22 protein-coding genes are annotated in these 19,776 nt (G+C 72.7%); 7 read left to right on the top strand and 15 right to left on the bottom strand.

The genetic code is table 11. The features are described 5' to 3' along the window. The first annotated feature begins 96 nt into the window (after nucleotides 1-96). Together D3273_RS09290 and D3273_RS09295 are read left to right on the top strand one after the other, a co-directional pair. Nucleotides 97-609, top strand: a complete 513-nt coding sequence (locus tag D3273_RS09290) for a DUF892 family protein (protein ID WP_129225735.1) — start codon at nucleotides 97-99, stop codon at nucleotides 607-609. Nucleotides 610-721: 112 nt separating this feature from the next. Beyond that, nucleotides 722-1,057 carry a hypothetical protein gene (locus D3273_RS09295; RefSeq protein WP_129225737.1) on the top strand — a complete coding sequence of 112 codons (336 nt, stop codon included), beginning with the start codon at nucleotides 722-724 and terminating at the stop codon, nucleotides 1,055-1,057. A gap of 15 nt (nucleotides 1,058-1,072) precedes the next feature. Here D3273_RS09295 and D3273_RS09300 read toward each other — a convergent pair whose 3' ends face one another. Beyond that, nucleotides 1,073-3,043 carry a bifunctional 2',3'-cyclic-nucleotide 2'-phosphodiesterase/3'-nucleotidase gene (locus D3273_RS09300; RefSeq protein WP_207210750.1) on the bottom strand — a complete coding sequence of 657 codons (1,971 nt, stop codon included), beginning with the start codon at nucleotides 3,041-3,043 and terminating at the stop codon, nucleotides 1,073-1,075. Nucleotides 3,044-3,315: 272 nt separating this feature from the next. Here D3273_RS09300 and D3273_RS09305 point away from each other — a divergent pair, with 272 nt between their 5' ends. Continuing rightward, on the top strand, nucleotides 3,316-4,749 hold the full coding sequence (locus tag D3273_RS09305; protein WP_245501085.1) for a cytochrome P450: 1,434 nt from the start codon (nucleotides 3,316-3,318) through the stop codon (nucleotides 4,747-4,749). 1 nt (nucleotide 4,750) lies between these two features. After that, entirely contained in the window at nucleotides 4,751-7,129 is a 2,379-nt protein-coding gene (locus D3273_RS09310) for a putative bifunctional diguanylate cyclase/phosphodiesterase (RefSeq protein ID WP_129225739.1), read from the top strand. Between the two features lie 76 nt (nucleotides 7,130-7,205). Here the strand turns inward: D3273_RS09310 and D3273_RS09315 are convergent, their stop codons facing one another. The 8 genes from D3273_RS09315 to D3273_RS09350 form a co-directional block, all read right to left on the bottom strand. Further along, a complete protein-coding gene (locus D3273_RS09315) occupies nucleotides 7,206-8,096 on the bottom strand; it encodes an alpha/beta fold hydrolase (RefSeq protein ID WP_129225741.1) in 891 nt (296 codons plus the stop codon). Between the two features lie 7 nt (nucleotides 8,097-8,103). Further along, nucleotides 8,104-9,441, bottom strand: coding sequence for an iron uptake transporter deferrochelatase/peroxidase subunit (efeB, locus tag D3273_RS09320; protein ID WP_129225743.1), 1,338 nt, complete (start codon nucleotides 9,439-9,441; stop codon nucleotides 8,104-8,106). A gap of 88 nt (nucleotides 9,442-9,529) precedes the next feature. Further along, nucleotides 9,530-10,735 carry an iron uptake system protein EfeO gene (gene efeO, locus D3273_RS09325; protein WP_129225745.1) on the bottom strand — a complete coding sequence of 402 codons (1,206 nt, stop codon included), beginning with the start codon at nucleotides 10,733-10,735 and terminating at the stop codon, nucleotides 9,530-9,532. Between the two features lie 52 nt (nucleotides 10,736-10,787). Continuing rightward, nucleotides 10,788-11,630, bottom strand: coding sequence for an iron uptake transporter permease EfeU (gene efeU, locus D3273_RS09330; protein WP_129225747.1), 843 nt, complete (start codon nucleotides 11,628-11,630; stop codon nucleotides 10,788-10,790). Between the two features lie 252 nt (nucleotides 11,631-11,882). Beyond that, a complete protein-coding gene (locus tag D3273_RS09335) occupies nucleotides 11,883-12,455 on the bottom strand; it encodes a hypothetical protein (RefSeq protein WP_129225749.1) in 573 nt (190 codons plus the stop codon). 10 nt (nucleotides 12,456-12,465) lie between these two features. Then, nucleotides 12,466-12,948, bottom strand: a complete 483-nt coding sequence (locus D3273_RS09340; protein WP_129225751.1) for a hypothetical protein — start codon at nucleotides 12,946-12,948, stop codon at nucleotides 12,466-12,468. Nucleotides 12,949-13,196: 248 nt separating this feature from the next. Then, nucleotides 13,197-13,778 carry a cob(I)yrinic acid a,c-diamide adenosyltransferase gene (locus D3273_RS09345; RefSeq protein ID WP_129225753.1) on the bottom strand — a complete coding sequence of 194 codons (582 nt, stop codon included), beginning with the start codon at nucleotides 13,776-13,778 and terminating at the stop codon, nucleotides 13,197-13,199. A gap of 5 nt (nucleotides 13,779-13,783) precedes the next feature. Next, nucleotides 13,784-13,975, bottom strand: coding sequence for a twin transmembrane helix small protein (locus tag D3273_RS09350; protein WP_129225755.1), 192 nt, complete (start codon nucleotides 13,973-13,975; stop codon nucleotides 13,784-13,786). Nucleotides 13,976-14,269: 294 nt separating this feature from the next. Here D3273_RS09350 and D3273_RS09355 point away from each other — a divergent pair, with 294 nt between their 5' ends. Together D3273_RS09355 and D3273_RS29105 are read left to right on the top strand one after the other, a co-directional pair. Next, the gene (locus tag D3273_RS09355; protein WP_129225756.1) at nucleotides 14,270-14,539 is read left to right on the top strand and encodes a hypothetical protein; all 270 of its coding nucleotides are present in this window, start codon (nucleotides 14,270-14,272) and stop codon (nucleotides 14,537-14,539) included. Between the two features lie 99 nt (nucleotides 14,540-14,638). Next, the gene (locus tag D3273_RS29105) at nucleotides 14,639-14,908 is read left to right on the top strand and encodes a hypothetical protein (RefSeq protein ID WP_245501086.1); all 270 of its coding nucleotides are present in this window, start codon (nucleotides 14,639-14,641) and stop codon (nucleotides 14,906-14,908) included. Between the two features lie 108 nt (nucleotides 14,909-15,016). Here the strand turns inward: D3273_RS29105 and D3273_RS09365 are convergent, their stop codons facing one another. After that, the gene (locus D3273_RS09365; protein ID WP_129225758.1) at nucleotides 15,017-15,244 is read right to left on the bottom strand and encodes a hypothetical protein; all 228 of its coding nucleotides are present in this window, start codon (nucleotides 15,242-15,244) and stop codon (nucleotides 15,017-15,019) included. 374 nt (nucleotides 15,245-15,618) lie between these two features. Here D3273_RS09365 and D3273_RS09370 point away from each other — a divergent pair, with 374 nt between their 5' ends. Further along, a complete protein-coding gene (locus D3273_RS09370) occupies nucleotides 15,619-15,888 on the top strand; it encodes a hypothetical protein (RefSeq protein ID WP_129225760.1) in 270 nt (89 codons plus the stop codon). On the opposite strand, the gene D3273_RS28195 is transcribed toward D3273_RS09370, so the two are convergent. From D3273_RS28195 to D3273_RS09390, 5 genes are all read right to left on the bottom strand, one after another. Next, a complete protein-coding gene (locus tag D3273_RS28195) occupies nucleotides 15,885-16,055 on the bottom strand; it encodes a hypothetical protein (RefSeq protein WP_165359438.1) in 171 nt (56 codons plus the stop codon). The two genes, D3273_RS09370 and D3273_RS28195, sit on opposite strands and share 4 nt — an antisense overlap. Next, complete coding sequence (locus tag D3273_RS09375) at nucleotides 16,052-16,423, bottom strand: cell division protein ZapA (RefSeq protein WP_129225762.1); 372 nt, start codon at nucleotides 16,421-16,423, stop codon at nucleotides 16,052-16,054. The genes D3273_RS28195 and D3273_RS09375 overlap by 4 nt, the downstream gene beginning before the upstream one ends. A 7-nt stretch (nucleotides 16,424-16,430) precedes the next feature. After that, complete coding sequence (locus tag D3273_RS09380) at nucleotides 16,431-16,739, bottom strand: DUF4164 family protein (RefSeq protein ID WP_129225764.1); 309 nt, start codon at nucleotides 16,737-16,739, stop codon at nucleotides 16,431-16,433. 84 nt (nucleotides 16,740-16,823) lie between these two features. Further along, nucleotides 16,824-17,201 carry a CopM family metallochaperone gene (copM, locus tag D3273_RS09385; protein ID WP_428977765.1) on the bottom strand — a complete coding sequence of 126 codons (378 nt, stop codon included), beginning with the start codon at nucleotides 17,199-17,201 and terminating at the stop codon, nucleotides 16,824-16,826. Nucleotides 17,202-17,233: 32 nt separating this feature from the next. Continuing rightward, nucleotides 17,234-19,753, bottom strand: coding sequence for a heavy metal translocating P-type ATPase (locus D3273_RS09390; protein WP_281011245.1), 2,520 nt, complete (start codon nucleotides 19,751-19,753; stop codon nucleotides 17,234-17,236). Nucleotides 19,754-19,776: the final 23 nt, after the last annotated feature.

Below are 19,776 nucleotides of genomic sequence, written 5' to 3' on the forward strand. Positions count from 1 at the left end.
GCCTGCCCCTGCGGCGGTGTGGCGGCGAACTCCCGCCCGCCGGCACCGTTAGGACCCCGCCGCGACGCGCGGACGCGAAGGACGAAGGGACACATCATGGCGGGGACCGACATCAAGGCGATCTACACGACCGCGCTGCAGAACACCCACGCGCTGGAGCAGCAGGGCCTGCAGCAGATCGAGCATCAGCTGTCCGGCCTCGGCCAGTACCCGCAGTACAGGTCGGCGCTCGAAGCCCAGAAGCAGATCGGCACCAAGCACATGGGGCGGCTCGACAAGGCGCTGGCGGCCGTCGGCGGGTCGACCTCGGGGTTCAAGGAGGGCGTGATGAGCGTCGCCGGCAAGATCGGCGCGGCGGTGCATGCCACGGCCTCGGACGAGACGCTGAAGAATCTCTACGCCGGCTACGCCTACCAGTTCGACAAGGTCGCGGCCTACAAGTCCCTGGCGGTGATCGCCGAGCAGGCCGGCCACGCCGATGCGGCGTCCGAGTTCCGCACCAGCATGACCGAGGACAAGGCGTCGGCCGACGTGATCGACGGCATGATCGAGTCCATCACGCGCGACTACCTGAAGCTCGCCACCAGCGGCCAGAAGGCCGACAGCTGATCGACACCCGTCGCCGGGGCCCGTGTCGGCCGCGGCGCGGCACGCCCTGGCGGGGAGCGCGCTCCGGTGCCACCTGTGGGGCCGAGGGCCGGCGACGGCGGGGAGGTGCATGATGGCGATCAGGTTCGTGGACGTGGGCTCCGGCAAGGGCGAGGAGGCGGAACCCCCGCCGGTCCGCCGCGGGAGCCGCGAGGCAGGGCCCGAAATCGAACCCGAGGCCGAACCCGAAGCCTCGCCGGGCGGCGAGGCTCCCCTGCCCGGCCTGACCCACGCCAAGCCCGAGCCGAAACAGCGCGGCCGCAAGAAGCCGATGGCCGCCGCGGGCCCCGACAGGGCCGAGGCGGCCGGTGCCCCATCGGCTCCCCTGCTCGACGGCCTGCTGCCCGAACTCCAGGCCCATGCCAAGCCGACGCCGAAGCCGCGCGGGCGCAAGAAGGCCTTCGGCTGAAGCCGCGGCCCGGCCTCACAGCCGGATGCGGAAGCGCTCGAAGCCGTTGCCGGCGGGGCCGACCGCCTCGATCGCCAGCCCCTTCACGTCACCGAGGTGGGCTCGGGCGCCGGGCCCCGCGTCGAACGTCACGCTGGTGTCGGGCACCGACGCCAGGCGCCAGTTGCCGTTGGCCTGCGGGTCCACGGTGCCGCGCCCGTGGACGAAGCGCACGATGACGTCGCGGTTGGTGTCGGGCGCGGCCAGGATCACCGCGCGGGCGTCGACGCCCGGGAAGTTGCCGCCGCCCCCCGCCCGGTAGTTGTTGACCACCACGGCGAAGGTGGAAGCCTCCTCGATGGGCTGGCCGCCGTAGCGCAGGTCGACGATGCGGTGCGCGTCGGGGGCGACGAGCGCCCCGTCGACGTCGTAGCGGGACGGCTCCGTCGGGTCGATCGCGTAGGTGACGCCGTCGATCACGTCGAAGTTATAGGACGGGAAGGCCGCGTCGATCAGCGGCTGGTCGGCGACGCCGGGCACGATCCGCCGGAAGATGCCCGCCGAGCGCTCCAGCCATTCGCGCAACGTGGCGCCCGTCACGGCCACCACGGTCACCGTGTTGGGGTAGAGGTAGAGGTCGGCGACGTTGCGGATGGCGATCGGCCCCGCCGGTATGTCGGTGTAATAGTCGGCGCCGTTGCGGCCGCCGACCTTGAAGGGCGCGGCGGCCGACAGCAGCGGCAGCCCGCCCCACCTGGTGGCCGCCAGCAGCGGCGCCGCGTACCAGAGCTGCGCGTCGGACACGATCTGCACCGACGGGTCGTCGGCCACCAGCGCGAAATAGGAGAAGAGCGGCGCCGAGGTGCGGCCGACCGGCGTCCGCACGTAGGCCAGCGTGGCGTCGTGGTCGGGCTTCGCCGCCGCCGCGACGGCCGCGTCGTCGGCGACGAGCGGCACCACCGCCTTGCCGTCGCGGCGGAAGATCGGCCGCACCTCGCTCGTGAAGTCGGCCACGCGCCAGCGCCCGCCGCCGTGCTCCAGCGCGAGGTCGATCAGGCCCATGTGCGACCCCCAGAACCCCGCCATCACGGCCGGCACGCCCTGCAGCGTGCCCCGCGCCGTGTCGACCCCGGCGATGCCGCCGAAGTCCTTCGGGCCGGGGAAGACGAGGTGCTGGTGGCCGGTCAGGATGGCGTCGATGCCGGGCACGCCCGCGAGGTACAGGGAAGCGTTCTCCATGCGGTCCGAGGGGCCGCCGCCCGCGATGCCGGAATGCGACAGCGCGATCACGAGGTCGGCGCCGGCTTCGCGCATGCGGGGCACCCAGGCGCGGGCGGCCTCGACGATGTCGCGGGTGGCGACCCGGCCGTCGAGGTGCTGAGCGTCCCAGGTCATGATCTGCGGCGGCACGAAGCCGATGAGGCCGATGCGGATGGGCAGGTCCCGCCCGGCGCCGTCCTTCACGGTGCGGTCGAGGATGACGTAGGGCGCCACGTAGGTCCGGTCCTTCAGCGGATCGGCGGCCAGCGCGCCCCGCGCCAGGTTGGCGCAGACGAAGGGGAAGTTCGCCCCCGCGATGGCCCGGTCGAGGAAATCGAGCCCGTAGTTGAACTCGTGGTTGCCCAGCGTCGAGCAGCTGTAGCCCATCGTGTTCATGGCGCGGATGATCGGGTGGACATACCCGTCCGGCAGGCCGTGGGCGAAGGCCACGTCATCGCCCATGGGGCTGCCCTGGATGATGTCGCCGTTGTCGATCAGCAGCGTGTTTCCGGCCTCGGCCCGCACGGCGTCGACCAGGCTCGCCGTGCGGGTGAGCCCGAAGGTGTCGTTCGGCTTGTCGGCGTAATAATCGTAGGGGAACACGTTGACGTGGAGGTCGGTGGTTTCGAGCACGCGCAGGTGCGCCTGGTCGGAAGCGGCGCGGGCCGCGAAGGGGTGGAGCGCGACCGCACCCGCCAGGGCGGCGGTGCCGCGCAGGACGGCGCGGCGTGGGACGACGAGGGACATGGCGGGTCGATCCTGGGGCGGCGGGCGCCGCATCATGACGGCGGGGGATGTCGGTGGAAAGGCGATGCGCCGAAGCGGCGACCCCGCGCCACGGTGACACGACCGCCCCGCACCCGCGACCGCTACCCGAAATTGACTTACCCGAACGACATGCAACCCACCGTGCCGATGTACCCCAATTGACACCATCGGAGGAGCGGATCGATTGTCTATAGGGGATTACGGCTCGTTCATCAGTTTAGTTCAAGCCGACGGAGGCAGGTCGACTGCTGATGTCCCGCGAACCCGAGACTGTCGAAACCGTGATGTGCCCTGTGAGTTCGTCGATCATGGACGTGGCGCCGGCGCCGGGGCCCGTCGCACGTCGCCCGCTGGCCGGCGCTCGCGACGTCGTCAGGGCGTTCAACAACCTCGTCGAGGCCTGGCCCGAGGACGTGTATCGCGAACCCGTCGTGGCCGGGCGGCTGCTGGGGCGGCCGGTCACCTACGTCGTGGACCCCGAGTGCATCCGCACGCTCCTGGTGGACGAGGCCGACAAGCTCGTGCGCGACGACGCCATGACCCGGGCTCTCGCGCCCATCCTGGGGACGGGCCTCCTGACGTCCGACGGGCCGGCGTGGCGGACCCAGAGGCGGGCCGCGGCCCCCGCCTTCCGGCCCGACCGCGTCGCGGCATCCATCCCCGCCATCGCGGACGCCGCCCGGGCGACCCTGCGCCGCTGGGAGGAGGCCCCCCGCCAAGGCGTCGTCGACCTGCAGTCCGAGATGATGCGCACGGCCTTCGACATCGTCGTCGGCACGATGCTGGGCGGCGACGCGGGGCTGGACCCGGCCCGCTTCGGCCGGGCGCTGGACGGCTACCTGAAACACACAAACTGGAAGATCGCCTACGGCGTCCTGGGCGCCCCCGCCTGGCTGCCCCATCCCGGATCCGCCCGGGCCGCGAAGGCGTCCCGCGACCTCCGCGGCATGGCGGCCCGCGTCGTCGCGGGACGGCGGGACCGCCGGGACGGCTGCGACGTCCTCGGCGCCCTGCTGTCCGCCGTCGCCCCCGACACGGGACTCCCCCTTTCGGACCGGGAGCTGGTCGACAACCTCCTGACCTTCGTGGTGGCGGGGCACGAGACGACGGCGCTCGTGTTGGCCTGGACTCTGCGCCTGATCGCCGAGCACCCGGGGGTCCAGCGGCGGATGCTGGACGAGATCGCGGGTGTCCCGTCCCCGGTCGACGATCCCGGGGCCGTCGACCGGCTCGTCTTCTGCCGCCAAGTTGTCTGCGAAGCGATGCGCCTTTATCCGCCGGCGGCCCTTCTGGTGCGCCGCGCCGCGGTGGACCTGAAGGTCGGCGGCCTCCGCATCCCGGCCGGCGGCTCCCTGCACATCCCGATCTATGCCCTGCACCGCCACCGGCGGCTTTGGAACGATCCCGAAACCTTCGACCCCGATCGCTTCGCGCCCGACCGGCAGCGGCTCCGGCACAGGTTCGCCTTCCTGCCCTTCGGCGGCGGCCCCCGGGTCTGCATCGGCATGGGCATGGCCATCACCGAGTGCCTCGTGATCCTGGCGGGCCTGCTGCCGCGCTTCGGCTTCGGCCCGCTCGAAGGCGCCCCCCTGCCGCGGGCCCATCTCCGGGTCACCCTGAGGCCGATCGGGGGAATGCCCGTGCGCGTGGAGGCCCGGAGGGCCCAGCCCCGTGTGGGCGGCTGACATGGCGGACGGAACCCTGCGTTTCGGACGCCTGCTCCACCCGTTCGGCCGATCGTCGCCGACGGCCGGGGGCACCCTCGCGGTGGACGAGCGCCACGACCGGGAAGCGCGCGCCGGCATGCTGCGCGAAACCGTCGAGGTGTCCAACTATTCGACGGTGACCCACCTCGCCGTATCGGTGGTGCTGGGGTGCCTGTTCTGGGGGCACGCGCCTTCCGCCTACCTGATCGGCCTCAACGTCGCGATGTTCGTCGTGGTGTCGGTCACCATGACGCTGACCTACCGATCGAGCCGGTGGCTCGGCCCCGCCCTGTCCGAGGACATCGTGCGGCGCGGCATCGCGCTCGCCAAGCTGGCGGCGCTGCTGATCGGCCTGATCTGGTCCACCATGCCGGCGATGCTGATCCCGTCGCACGAGAGCGGCTACCAGCTGGTGGCCGTCGCCACGGCGGCGGGGTTGATCTCGGACGCCTATGTGGTGGGCCCGATCCTCGCCGTCTCGACCCTGATGATCGTCCCCATCGTGCTCGGCACCTTCGTGGGCCTCGCCGCCTGCGAGGCCCCGTTCGGCCTCTACATCTCCCTCCTGCTGGTGGTCTACGCCCTCTTCGTGCTGTTCAGCACGCGGCGCATGAGCGAGCTGTCGTACCAGCGCCTGCTCGACCGCGTGGTGGTGCAGGACCAGAGCCAGACCATCGGCCTCCTGCTGAACGAGTTCGAAGAATCCGCCACCGACTGGCTGTGGGAAACCGACGTCGCGGGCCGGCTGCGGCACGCGCCGCCCCGGCTGGCGGCCGCGATCGGCGAAAGCGCCGAGGACCTGTGCGGGACCACCCTGGCGGAGCTGCTGTCGGACCACGCGTATCGCGGGGAGAACGGGAACGGCGTCGCCGAGGTCGCCGACGCCATGGCGCAGCGGCAATCCTTCCACGATCGCGTCGTCCGGCTCGAGACCGCCCTGGGGACGCGCTGGTGGCGCCTCAACGGCAACCCGTCCTGGGCAGCGGACGGGGCCTTCGCGGGATACAGGGGGGTCGGGTCGGACGTCACCCGGACGCACGAATCGGAAGCGCAGATCAATTATCTGGCGAACCACGACACCCTCACCGGCCTGCCCAACCGAGCGGCCTTCCAGACCGCCGTCGAGCAGGCCTGCGGTGCGGCGGCCCTGTCCGAAGCGCAGTCGGCCCTGCTCTACATCGACCTCGACGGGTTCAAGGCGGTCAACGACACCTACGGCCACACGACCGGCGACATGCTGCTGCGCGCGGTCGCCGGCCGGCTCGCCGCCTCGTGCGGCGACCGGAGCCGGGCCTACCGGCTCGGCGGCGACGAATTCGCGATGCTGCATCGATGCGACGACCAGGCCAGCGCCGCGGCGCTGGCCGGCGACGTGGTCGCCGACCTTTCGCGCGCCTACGCCATCGACGGCCTGAACATCGTCGTCGGCGCCAGCGTCGGCATCGCCCGCACGTCGGCCGACGCCGAGGACGCCGCCACGCTCCTCAGCCGGGCCGACCTCGCTCTCTACAGCGCCAAGGCGGCGGGCAAGGGGTGCTGGAAGCACTTCGACCCGCAGCTGGAGCAGCGGGCGCTCCGGCACCGCCACCTCGATGCCGCGATGCGGGTGGCCCTCGACCGGGGCGAGCTGGATCTGCACTACCAGCCCCAGGTCGACATCGTGAGCGGGCGGGTGGTCGGGGTGGAAGCCCTGCTCCGCTGGCATTCGCGGGACGACGGGTGGATTTCCCCGGCGGAGATCATCCCCATCGCCGAAGCGACCGGCTTCATCGCCGACATCGGCCGGTGGGCGCTCCTGACCGCCTGCACGAACGTCCTGGCCTGGCCCGGCCTCACCGTGGCGGTCAACATCTCCTCGGTGCATTTCCGCTCGGCCGCGTTCTGCACCGAGGTCGAGGAGGTCCTGTGCCGGACCGGTCTCGCGCCGTCCAGGCTGGAGATCGAGATCACCGAGTCCATCCTGCTGGAAGGCGGGACCGAGGTGACGACCAACATGGAGCGGCTGCGCGCCGCCGGGGTCAGGCTGTCCCTCGACGACTTCGGCACCGGTTATTCGTCCCTGAGCTACCTCAGCAGGTTCACCTTCGACAAATTGAAGGTCGACCGTTCCTTCGTCAGGGAGCTGCACGTGAGGAGCGACGTGCTGGCGATCTTCGACGCGATGAACGGGATGGCGACGGCCCTGGGCATGTCCGTCACCGTCGAGGGCGTGGAACACGAGCAGCAGATGCAGATCCTGCGGCAGCGTTTCACCGGCTCCATCCAGGGCTTCTACTACAGCAAGGCCAGACCGGCCCGGGAGATCGCGGACCTGATCCAGGCGCTGCAGGCCCGCGCCGAGGTGGAGCGGGCCGCGTGAACGCCATCGCCGCCCGGATCCGGTGACGCGGCCAGGGAGGCGCCCGGACGCCCGCTCGGGCGCGGCGTCCGAACCGTCACGGTTTCAGGAAGTCCCGCAGCTCCGCCACCACCTCGTCGGGCCGCTCCTCCTGGAGCAGGTGCCCGCAGGCGAGCCCCCGGCCGCGCACGTCGCGGGCCACCTCGCGCCAGGTTTCGAGCACGTCGTAGCGCTTGCCCACCGTGCCCTCGGCCCCCCAGAGCGCGAGCAGCGGCGCCGCCAGGGCGCGGCCGCCGTCCCGGTCGGCGCTGTCGTGGACGAGGTCGATCGAGGCCGCCGCGCGGTAGTCCTCGCAGATGGCGTGGATGGCGGCCGGGTCGTCGTAGTGGCGCAGGTATTCGGCGACCACGTCCTCGCGCGGCACGCCCGGGGTCCTGCTCTGGTGCTTCAGGTGGCTGCGGAGGAAGAACTCCGGATCGGCGCCGATCATGCGCTCCGGCAACGGCTCGGGCTGGATCAGGAAGAACCACCAGAAGTAGGCCTTGGCGAAGGCCATGTCGGTGCTCTCGTACATGTGCAGCGTCGGGGCGATGTCGAGCACGGCGACGCGCTCGACATCGTCGGCGTGGTCGAGCGCCAGGCGGTGCGCCACCCGCCCGCCGCGGTCGTGGCCCACGACCGCGTAGCCGCCGTGGCCGAGCCGCCGCATCACCGCGGCGGCGTCCCGCGCCATGGCGCGCTTGGAATAGGCGGAATGGTCGGGCGGCGACGGCGGCTTCGCGCTCGCGCCGTAGCCGCGCAGGTCCATGAGGACGACGCTGTGGGTTTCGGCCAGCGCCGGCGCCACGCCGTGCCAGGTCGACAGGGTTTGCGGGTGGCCGTGCAGGAGCAGCACGGGCGCGCCCCGCCCCGCCGTGCGGACGTGGATCCCGATCCCCTGGCCGACCTCGATCGTGCGATCGTCGAAGCCCGGCAGGAGGTCCGTCATGCGCGGCTCACGCGGTGGCGTCCAGCAGCGCCTTGGCGAAGTGGTCGCGCGGGCCTTCCACGCCGGGCAGCGTGAAGAAATACCCGCCGCCGACGGGCTTGATGTATTCTTCCAGCGCTTCGCCGTTCAGCCGCGTCTGCACCGCCACGAAGCCCCGGTCGAGGTCGGCCTGGAAGGACGAGAAGAGCAGCCCCATGTCGAGCTGCCCCGCCTTGGTCAGGCCGTTGGAATAATTGTAGGCGCGCCGCAGGATCACGCTGTCGGCCGTCGCCGCCGTGCGCGGGTTGGCGCGGCGGATGTGGGCGTCGAGGGGGACGCCGAGGCCCCGCGGGTCGGCGGCGTAATCGGGGATGTCGTGCTCGCCGCGCAGGCCGAGCGGAGCGCCTTCGGCCTTGTCGCGGCCGATGATGGTCTGCTGCTCCCGGAGGGGCGTGCGGTCCCACCGCTCCACCAGCGTGCGGATGATCCGCACCACCTGGTAGCTGCCGCCCCGCGCCCAGCCGGGCTCGTCCGAGCCCTCGCCGACCCACACGATGCGGTCCATCAGCGCCCCGTCGGCGGCGTCGAGGTTGGCGGTGCCGTCCTTGAAGCCGAGGAGGTTGCGCGCCGTGTCGCGCCCCTGCGTCTTGACCGTGTGGGGCGGCAGGAATCCGTCCTGCTTCCAGCGCAGCGCGAGGTCGGCCGGGAACTCCTTCAGCACCGCCCGCAGCGCGTGGATGTTGGTTTCGGCCGTGTTGGCGTTGAACTGGATCAGCAGGTCGCCGTGGCAGCAGTCGGCGTCGAGCGCGTCGTTGGGAAAGGCCGCCATGGCGACGAGGCGCTTCGGGCGCTGGGCGGCGAGGCCGAAGCGCGCGTCGAACATGGAAGCGCCGAACCCCACCGTCATTGACAGGCCGTCGGTCATGCCGGCCGGCCCGAGGATGCCGTTGTCGGGCGGCGGCAGCCCGTCGTTCACGGGCCGCGGGAGTTCGCCCGCCATCAGGGCCGCGGTCCGGGCCGTCAGCCGCTGCATCAGCGACGCGAGGTCGTCGCGGGAGTCCGCCAGCACGTCGAAGGAGGCCAGCAGCGCCGCGGCGGGCTGGGGGGTGACCACCCCGGACTGGTGGGCGCCGTAGAAGCTCCGCCGATCCTGCGTCCCGTCGGCGTCGGGCGCCGCGCGGCGCTCCTCCTGCGCCGTCGCGGCCAGCGCCGCCGCGGGGGCCAGCCCGGCCGCGCCCGCGAGGCCGAGCAGGCCGAGCAGGCCGCGGCGGCCCGGGCAGGCCGGCGCATCGCCGAGCGACGGCACGGGCCCCGCGGGGGCGGGAACGCCGAAGGGGCAGCGCCCGAGGTCAGCCTTGTCCGTCATCCGTTCTTCCCCCTTCTCTCGCCGGCCCGGTCCGCCCTCTGGGACGGCCGGGGCGGACCGGCCGCCCGCCCCGGCCCCGCCGTCGCGGTCAATCGATGCCGAGCGTGCCGCGCAGCGTCGACAGGTCCTCGGCCAGCGCCGTCACCGGGCCCTTCAGCTTGTTCCGGTCCTCCGGCACGAGCTTGTCGTAGGACTCGAAGCCGTGAGCCGTCCTGTACTTGCCCAGCACCGCGTCGACCTTGCCGAAGTTGGCCTTGACGCGGGTGACCAGCGCGGGGTCGCGCTTCTGCACCAGGGGGACGAGCAGCGTCACGATCTTCTGCGCGCCGTCGACGTTGGCCTGGAAGTCGACGAGGTCGGTGCGGCTGTAGCGGTCCTCCTCGCCGGCGATCTTCTTGGAGGCGACCTCCTCGATGAGGTCGGCGGCGCCCCCCACCATGCTCTTCGGCGTGATGGTGAGGTCGGTGATGCGCTTCTGGAGGTCGAGGCAGTCGGCCATCAGCTTGTCGGCCGTGGGAGCCAGGCCGGCGGTCGACTTGTCGGCGAACAGGCCCTTCTCGATGCGGTGGAAGCCCAGGAACCCCGGGTCCTCGGCCTTCTTCTCGAAGTCGTCCTCGCGGCTGTCCATCGAGCCGTCGAGGTCGTTGAACAGCTCGGCGATGGGCTCGATGCGCTCGTAATGCTCGTGGGCCGGGGCGTAGAGGGCCTTGGCGTCGTCGAGCTTGCCCGCCTTGACGGCGTCGGTGAAGGCCCGGGTGGCGGTCACCATGGCGTCGACCTGCCGGGTCACGTAGACCTTGTACTCGGCCAGGGGGCCGACGAGGTCCATCGGCGACAGCGGCGGCCCTTTGGGGGCGTCGGCCTTGGCGGCCTTCTCGTCCGCCGGTTTCGCGTCGGCGGGCTTGGCGTCGGCGGCCTTCGGCGCTTCGGGTGCCGCAGCAGCGGCCGGGGCCGCCACCGTCAGGACGCCCTTGGGGTTGGACAGCAGCCCGCAGGTCATCTGGTAGTCGCCGGCGTCGAGCGTGGCGGTCAGCGTCTGGGTGAAGCCCGGGATGATGTTCTCGCGCTCCTCGACGACGTCGACCCCCTTGAGGATCTCCCATTCCACGGCGCGCTTGGATTCGTTCTTGATCTTGAAGACCGACTTGCCCGGCCCGACCGACACGGAAGCCGGCTCGCAGCCCTTGTCGGAGATCGTCACGCCGATGGGCGCCGCATCGGCCGCGCGGGCCGGCGACAGGGCGCCGGCGGCGCAGAGGGCCGACAGGCTGACGGAAAGGGCGACGGTCCTCATGGGGATGCTGTCCTCGGGTTCTGGGAAGGGCAAGGTGTGGGAAGGGAAGGCGTCAGGCGGGGCGGGCCGCCGGCGCCGACGCGCGGCTCGGGGCGAAGAGCAGCCACAGGGCCGGGACCAGGAAGGCGACGTACACCAGCACTTCGCCGACCGTGGGGGCGTCCTGGTAGCCGAAGATGCCGCTGAGCAGGGTGCCCAGCGTGCCGTCGGCGGGCAGCACGTTCGACAGGTCGAAGGCCTGCCCCTGCAGGCCGTTCCACAAGCCGGCCTCGTGGAACGAGCGCAGCGCGGTCGACAGCAGGCCCGCCGCCACGAAGACGATGAGGGCGCTGGTCCAGGTGAAGAAGCGGCGCAGGTCGAGCCGGTAGCCGCCGTAGGTGACGGCGGCCCCGAAGCCCACGGCGGTGAGCACGCCGAGCAGCGCGCCGGCGGGCGGGCCCCAGCCGAGGTCCTGCTGGAAGGTGGCGAGCAGGAAGAACACGGATTCGAGCCCCTCGCGGCCGACCGCGAAGAAGGCCATCAGCACGAGGCCGAAGCCTCCGCCGCTGCGGCGGCCCGACGAGCGCGCCAGGGCGGCCTCGACGGAATCGTGCAGCTCGGCCTTGATGCTCCTCGCCGCCTTCTTCATCCAGAACACCATGGAGGTGAGCACGCCCACGGCCACCAGTGCGACCGCGCCCTCGAAGAACTCCTGAGTCTTCTGCGGGAACTCAGCCTCGACGGCGTTCATGGCGATGCCGAGCGCGAGGCACAGGGCCACCGCGACCGCGACCCCGGTCCACACGGCGGGCATGAAGCGGGAGCGGCCGGTCTGCTTCAGGTAGGCCGCTACGATGCCGACGATCAGCGCCGCCTCGATCCCCTCGCGCAGCATGATAAGATAGGCGACGAGCATGCGGCATCCTCCCGGCGTTCCGGTGAATCAGCGGCTCAGGTTAGAACCGCCGGCGGCCTCGTTCAAGCCGAATCGACCGATCGCGCTTCAACTTAGAATGGGTGGAAACTGGGACCGGCACAGTTCGGAACCGCTCCAATCTGTCGTCCGGGAGCGGACTGGAACAGATCGCGACCGGTTAACGCCGCGCGATCGCGCGAAGACGCGCCCCGAAACAATGGACCGGGGCCGGCGCCGCGGGCCGGGGCGGCTCTAGACTGTCGCCCGCGCGTCGGCCCGCGGCGCCGGCGGCAGAAGCGGCAGGCCGGCGGCCCGGACCGGGACGGCGAGGTCGGCCAGCGCGGCGCGGGTCGCGCCGGACAGTTCGGCCGTGCCGGCGCCCCGCGCGCCGGACAGTTCGGCCGTGCCGGCGCCCCGCGCGCCGGACAGTTCGGCCGTGCCGGCGCCCCGCGCGCCGGACAAGCGCAGCCGCAGCGCGGCGAGGAGGCGCGCTTCGCCCGGCGACAGGAACCGGCAGGGCGGGGGCAGGAACTGCCAGGCGGCCCCGTCGCGCTTCAAGGCGCGCACCAGGGCGGCGGCGCGGGCCACGACGAGCGCGCCGTCGCGCGCGCCGAAGGCGGCCTCGGCGCCGTCGAAGGCGGCGTCGAAGCAGGCGGCGTCGCCCGTGTCGGCCGCGGCGGCCACGAAGCGCAGCGCGAGCATCACGGTCCGCTCCGCGCCGTCGCGCGGCAGGGTCGCCGCGGGGGCGGCCGGGCAGTCGGGGCGCTCGGGGCAGGCCGGAACCCGCCCTCCGGCGGCGGGGCAGCGGCGGGGTGGCGGCGTCATGACGGCGCCTTCAGTGCAGCGTGGCCGGGGCCGCCGGGGCGGGCCAGCCCGCCGCGGGCCCCGGCTGGGGCAGCAGCACCCCCACCAGCGCGATGGCGGCGCCGAACTCCATGAGGGAGCGGCCGACGAGGGCCGAGGCGGGCGGGCTCAGGACATCCGCGAACAGGGTCGCCAGGGCATCGCGGTCGTGGCGCTGGGCCGCCGCGGCGGCGGCCAGCAGGGTCCGCTCGTCGTCCGACAGGCCGGGATGCGGCGGGCAATGGACCGCGAGCGGGCGCCCGGTCGCCAGCACGAGGCGCGTCATGGCGGCGTCGAGCGCGTCGGCGGCGGCGGGCGCGCCGAGGTCGGCGAAGGCCGACACGACGGGCGCGGCCGGCAGGCGGCGGCCGCGGCAGCAGCACGCCCAGGCGCGGAGGTTCCACAGCACGAAGCGCTCCGACAGGGCGAGGGCTTCGAGCGGGCTCGCGGGGGCCTGCGGCGGGGCGTGGATCATGGCGGCATCTCCGGCGGGGCGCGCGGCGCACCGGATCAGGGCGCCATCGATGCCTTGCTCTTCCGCCCATCGGAGAAGATCGTCAATATAGGGGACAGACTATTGGAGAGGTTCGAAAGCAGGACTTCCCACCCGGAAGTCTATAAGGGTTCCAGCCTGAGATCCCGTCTGGAGCGGTTTCAAAAAACCTCCGGCCCGTTCCGGGGCGGAGCCCCGGAAGTGTCGAAGGCCCGGCGTCCGGCGTCGCCCTAGCGGTTCTTGCCCGGCACCCAGAGCACGTCGCCGTCCTTCAGGTGGTTGCAGTGGCGCGACGCCACGAACAGGAAGTCCGACAGCCGGTTGGCGTAGCCGACCGCGGCCGCGCTGACCGCCTCGCCCTGGCCGACCTTGAGGTCCACCATCAGCCGCTCGGCCCGGCGGCAGATCGTGCGGGCGAGGTGGAGGTGCGCGGCGGCCGGCGTGCCGCCCGGCAGCACGAAGGACCGCAGCGGCTGGAGGTCGGCGTTGAGCGCGTCGATCTCGCGCTCCAGCCGGTCCACCTGCGCCTGCACCACCCGCAGCCGCGCGCCCTCCGCTTCACCCTCCGCCGGCGGGGTGGCGAGGTCGGCGCCGAGGTCGAACAGGTCGTTCTGGATGCGGCCCAGCATGGCGTCGAGCGCGGGCGCTTCCGTCGCGGCGTAGAGGCGCGCCATGCCGATGGCGGCGTTGCATTCGTCCACCGTGCCGTAGGCGGCGATGCGGACGTCCGACTTGCGACGGCGCTCGCCCGAGCCCAGCGCCGTCGTGCCGTCGTCGCCGGTGCGCGTGTAGATGCGATTGAGGACCACCAAGACGCCTACCCCCTGAAATACAGCACGGTCATGACCACCACGATGGCCAGGAACTGCAGCCCGACGCGCCAGCGCATCAGGCGCTGCGACGTGCTGGAACTGCCGCCCCGCACCATGTTGACGAGCCCCGCCACCAGCACGGCGAAGACGAGCCCGATCGCGACCAGGATGAAGCTGTTGGCGGTTGCGGCGGACATCGCGGTGGCCCGGTTGGCGTTCGGCCCGGTACGGGGACGGTCGCCGACCCTACGCCATCGCGCGGCGGACGGGTAGGCGGAGGGGCTGCGGCGGCGGGTCCGTTTCGGGCTCCCGACACCGGCGGTCGACGGTCTCGACCGCGGGGGAGCGCCGACGCGCGCCGCCGCTCGTGCGGCGCGCGTCGGCGGGAAGGCGTCGGCGTTTCCGTCGCCCGGTTCGAGGGCGGGACCGGGCCTTGACTCTCCCGCCGTTGAGAACAAAAAAGGAACACATCCACGGCGGAGGGCGGCACCATGGCACGGCAAGCGGAAGCGCGAGCGGACTTCGTCCCCCACCTCCCCGACCTCATCGTCAGCACGGCGCAGTGCTGGCGCGCCATCCGCGACGCGCAAACGGAGGTCGACCCGTTCGGCCGGAGCTTCGGCGCCCTCGGGGACGCCAGGGCCAGCCTCGAAACGCTGGCGCACCAGCTCACCGGGCAGAGCGGGTTCCTCGCCCTGGCGGACGCCGCGGCGCCCCGGGCAGCGGCTCCGGTGCCGGCCCGCGACGGCGCGCCCTCCTGACGGGCCATGGACGTCCCGCGGCTGTCCACATACCCCTACGTCATCGTCCGCATCGCTTGCGAGGGCTGCCGTCGCAAGGGCGCTTATCGACTCGCACGCTTGGCGGATCGCTTCGGCGCCGAAGCCGGCCTGGACGACGTCCTCAAGCGGCTTTCCGCCGATTGCCCGAACCGGGGCCTGAAGCGCTTCAAGGGGGCCTATCCCGTGTGCGGCGCGATGCTGCCGGATCTGGGATCCCCCACCCCGCCGGACGTCCCGCCGGCCGTCGCACTCCCGTCAGCCGCCACGCCGCTCCCGGCCCGCCGCCGTCCACCTTCGCCCGCCCGCCCTTCTCCGGACGGCGCGGGTCCGACCGCACGCGATCCCTGAGCCCGCCGGCGGCGGCACCGCCGTACCCCCCAGCCTGACGGCGGGCGCTCACGAAAAAGCCGGCACCCGAAGGTGCCGGCCCGAATCAAACCCGTACCGAGCGCGCTGTCACATGCCGTCGCGCATCATGTGGTGCCTGTGGTGCCGCATCCGGTCGTGACGCATCATCCGGTGCATCTCGTGACGCATCCTCTCGTGGCGCATCATGCGGTGCATCTCGTGGCGCTTCATCATGTGGTGCATGCGCCGGTCCATCGGGTCCGCCTGGGCGGGGGCGACAGCCGCGCCGAGGGTGGCTGCGAGGACGCAGCCGGCGATGAGAGCCTTGATCTTCATGTTCCGTTTCCCCCTGTGCCGATCGCCGTCCCGGGGAGGGAAGTTTGTGACCGGCTGTATGCAGGTACGGGTGCGGAGATGAACGGCTCCAGAAGGGACGAGGTTAGCGCTCGTTATTTTCGGCGCTTCGGCTGACCTGCGCCGCCCGCGACATCGCGCTTGGGCTCGCCGCCTTCTTCGAAGACTCGCCCACCCTCATCCGGCGACGGCAGGTTCGCCCGGCCCCGCACGCCGAGGCCCAGCGCGGCGGCGCCGAAGCTTCCTCGCCAAATAATATTATGGCGGAGTGAATTTCCAGCATGCAAACCTATGATGTTGCAACCGAATGTCGCGGGCGCCAGGGTGCCGCAGCCGCTGCGGGGGACGGCTGCCCTATGACCGACCGTGCCACGCTCCATGTGTTCCTGCTGTTCGCGCAAGCGCTGAAGGCATCGAGTCCGTTCGATGCGATCCGCGTCCTCCAACTCCTGCAAGGCATCAGGTCAGATGTGGACCTGCCCATGGCGGGGCACATGGATGCCGCCTTGAAGGCGAGCATCGCCGCCATGTCGGATCGCCAGGCGCACAACGTTGCGGTCGCTCGCTACACCCTCGAGCGGGTCATGATCGAAGTCGAAAGAATGCTCGACATGGACGCCGTCTAGGCCATCGCCCGGCCTCGCGCCTCGTTCCGCTCCCAACGCCCCCTCCCCTGGTGCCACACGGGCGCGGCCGGGGCCAGCCGGGCGGTGCGGCGGGAAGCGGGGATGGTGCCGGTCGCCGTGCAGCACAGGAGCAGGGCCGCGGCGTCGGCCACGGCGGCGCGGCTCAATCGCCGGCCGCCCCGGCGTCGAGCGCATGCGCGATGCGCACGACCCGCGCCGCCGCCGCGTCGAGCGCTTCCGCGGCCGCCTCGGCCAGGGCGGCCGTGCGGGCGTCGTGCCCGGCCAGTTCGGCGCGAAGCCGGTCGTTCTCGCCGTCCAGCGCGGCGATGCGGCGCTCGGCTTCGCCGACCTGGTCGGCCATGGTCAGCGCGGCCATCACGGTGATGCGGGTGTCGCCGATCTCGCCGAAGCTGCCGCGCAGCTCGTCCATCTTGGCGTCGAGCCGCGCCGCGAGCCCGGCGAGGTGATCCTCCTCGCCGTCGGCGCAGGCCAGGCGGTAGAGCCGGCCGCCGATCCTGACGTTCACCTGCGCCATGTCGCCCTCAGGCCGGGCCGGGCGGGGTGGATCCCGCCGGGGCGAGTTCGGCCAGGATGCCGCGCACGGTGGCGCCGGCCCGCTCGACCCGGACCGCGACGTCGCCGGCGACGCGGTCGAGCGCGCGGGCGCGGGCCAGCGCGGCGTCGAGCTCGACGGCGAGGCGCGACCGGTCGTCCTGCAGGACGGCATATTCGGCGTCGGCGTCCGTGCGGGCAGAATCCGCCTCGGCGCGGCGCTCGGCGGCGGCGTCGAGCGCTTCGAGGGCGGCGTTCAGCCGCTGGAGCGCGCGCTGCAGGGGGTCTGGCAGGTCCATGGTGCTCCGCGAGGGTCGGGCGGCGCCGGGGCGCGCCGCAGGACCCTGGCGAGGAATGCCGACGAGGTCAAACGGCCGCCGCGGTCATTTCCCGCGCTTCCCCTGCCAGGCCTGCATCTGGGCGATCTCGACCGCCTGGGCCTTGACGATGTCGGCGGCGAGCTTCCGCAGCTCCGGATCCTTGCCGTACTGCAGCTCGACCTTGGCCATCTCGACCGCGCCCCGGTGGTGGGGCAGCATCATCGCCACGAAGTCGCGGTCGGGGTCGCCGGAGGGCTTCACCTCCATGCCCTTCATCATCTCCTCGTTGGACGCCGCGAAGGCCTTGTCGGCCGGGGTCCGCGCCGTCGCGGCCGGCGCCATCGCGCCATGGTCCATCGTCATGGGTTCGGCGGCGGCGGCCGCGCCGGCGAGCCCGCACAGGAAGCTGCCCGCGAGGGCGATCGGCAGGAGTCTGGTCAAGGGATGGTCCTTTCGCTGGTGGTCGGGGACGGTCAGCCGAGGTCGGCGGAGCGGAGGCGCAGCGCGTTGCCGATGACGCTGACGGACGACAGCGCCATGGCGGCGGCCGCCAGCATGGGGGACAGCAGCAGGCCGAACACGGGGTAAAGCACCCCGGCCGCCACCGGCACGCCGATGCCGTTGTAGAGAAACGCGAAGGCGAGGTTCTGCCGGATGTTGCCCATCGTGGCCTTCGACAGGCGCCGCGCCCGCAGCAGTCCGGCGAGGTCGCCGCCGAGCAGCGTCACGCCGGCGCTCTGCATGGCGATGTCGGTTCCGGTGCCCATGGCGATGCCGACGTCGGCCAGCGCCAGGGCCGGCGCATCGTTGACGCCGTCGCCCGCCATGGCGACCACGCGGCCTTCCCGCTTCAGCCGCTCCACCGCCGCCGCCTTCGCGTCGGGGAGGACGTCGGCCAGGACCTCGTCGATGCCGAGCGGCCCCGCGATGGCCCGCGCCGTGGCGGCGTTGTCGCCCGTCAGCATGGCGACGCGCAGGCCCGCGGCCTTGAGCGCACGCACCACCGCGGCGGCTTCGGGCCGCACCGCGTCGGCGACGCCGAGCACGCCCGCGAGCCGGCCGTCGACGGCCACCAGGACGGCCGTGGCGCCCCGCGCCCGGAACGCCTCGGCTTCCGCCGCCAGCGCCCCGGCATCGACGCCACGCTCCCCGAGGAACGCCGCGGACCCGACCAGCACGGCCCGGCCGCCCACCGTGGCGGAGACGCCGCGGCCCGCGGGGGCGTCGAACCCGTCCGCGGCGGCGACGGCGAGCGTCCGCGCCGCGGCGGCGTCGAGGATGGCCCGCGCCAAGGGATGCTCGCTCGCGCGCTCGACGGAGGCCGCCAACGCCAGCACCTCGTCGTCCGAGAAGCCCGCTGCGGCGGCGACGCCGACGACCTCAGGCTTTCCACTCGTCAGCGTGCCGGTCTTGTCGAGCACGACCGTGTCGACCTTTTCCAGCCGCTCCAGCGCTTCCGCGTCGCGGATCAGCACGCCGGCCTGGGCTCCCCGCCCCACCCCCACCATGATCGACATCGGCGTGGCGAGCCCGAGCGCGCAGGGGCAGGCGATGATCAGCACCGACACGGCGGCGATCACCGCGTAGCTGAAGCGCGGCTCGGGGCCGACCGCCATCCAGGCCGCGAAGGCCGCGGCGGCGGCGAACAGAACGGCCGGCACGAACCAGCCCGACACGCGGTCCGCGGTGCGCTGGATGGGCGCGCGGGAGCGTTGCGCCGCGGCGACGAGCTGCACGATGCGGCTGAGCAGCGTGTCGCGCCCGACCTTGTCGGCGCGGATCACGAGGCCGCCGCTGCGCGCGACCGTGCCGCCGATGACGGCGTCGCCGGCGCGCTTCGACACGGGCAGCGACTCGCCCGTCACGGTCGACTGGTCGAGCGTCGCGTTCCCGCTCTCGACCGTGCCGTCGACCGGCACGGTTTCGCCGGGGCGCAAGCGCAGCCGGTCGCCGACCCCGATCGCGTCGAGCGGCACGTCGGCCTCGGTGCCGTCCGGGGCGATGCGGCGGGCGGTCTTCGGCGCGAGGTCGAGCAGCCCGCGGATGGCGGCCGAGGTGCTGTCGCGCGCCTTCAGCTCCAGCACCTGCCCGACCAGCACCAGCAGCGTGATCACCGCGGCGGCCTCGAAATACACCCCCACGGCGCCGCCGTGCCCGTGAAAGGCGGGCGGGAACAGTTCGGGCGCCAGGGTGGCGACCGCGCTGTAGCCCCAGGCCACGCCCGTGCCGATCATCACCAGCGTGAACATGTTGAAGTGGCGCGAGCGCAGCGACGCCCAGCCGCGCTGGAGGAACGGCCAGCCGGCCCAGAACACCACGAGGCTCGCCAGCGCGAACTGAAGCCCGTTCGACAGCTGCCCGCGCACGGGGAAACGGTCGCCGAACGCGTCCTCGCCCATGGCCAGCGCGACCACCGGCAGGGCGCCGGCGGCGGCGATCCAGGCGCGGCGGCGCATGTCGATCAGCTCGTGGTTGGGGCCGGCGTCGGCGGACACCTCCTCGGGCTCCAGCGCCATGCCGCAGATCGGGCAGGCGCCCGGGTGGTCCTGGCGCACCTCCGGGTCCATCGGGCAGATGAACGTCGTGCCGGGCGGTGCCGGCGGCTCCTCGCGCGGCGCCAGATACTTGGCGGGGTCGGCGGCGAACTTCGTCCGGCAGCCGGCCGAGCAGAAATGGAAGGCCGTGCCGGCGTGCTCGGCGTGGTGCCGCGTCTTCGCCGGGTCGACCGTCATGCCGCAGACGGGGTCCTTCGCCTTCGGGGCGAGGTACCTATCCGGATCGGCCTCGAACTTGGTCCGGCAGCCGTCGCAGCAGAAGTGATAGGCGGTGCCGGCGTGCTCGGCGTGGTGCCGCGTCTTCGCCGGGTCGACCGTCATGCCGCAGACGGGGTCCTTCGCGGCGCCGGGCGCCGGGGCGGGCTTCGCCGCGGAGCCGCAGCAGCAGCCCGTCGTCGTCGCGGCGACGGCCTCGGGGCCGTGGTGGTCGTGGGTCATGGTGTCCATCCTTGCCGCGGAGC

The organism is Lichenibacterium minor, from assembly GCF_004137685.1.
Lineage (GTDB): Bacteria > Pseudomonadota > Alphaproteobacteria > Rhizobiales > Beijerinckiaceae > Lichenihabitans > Lichenihabitans minor.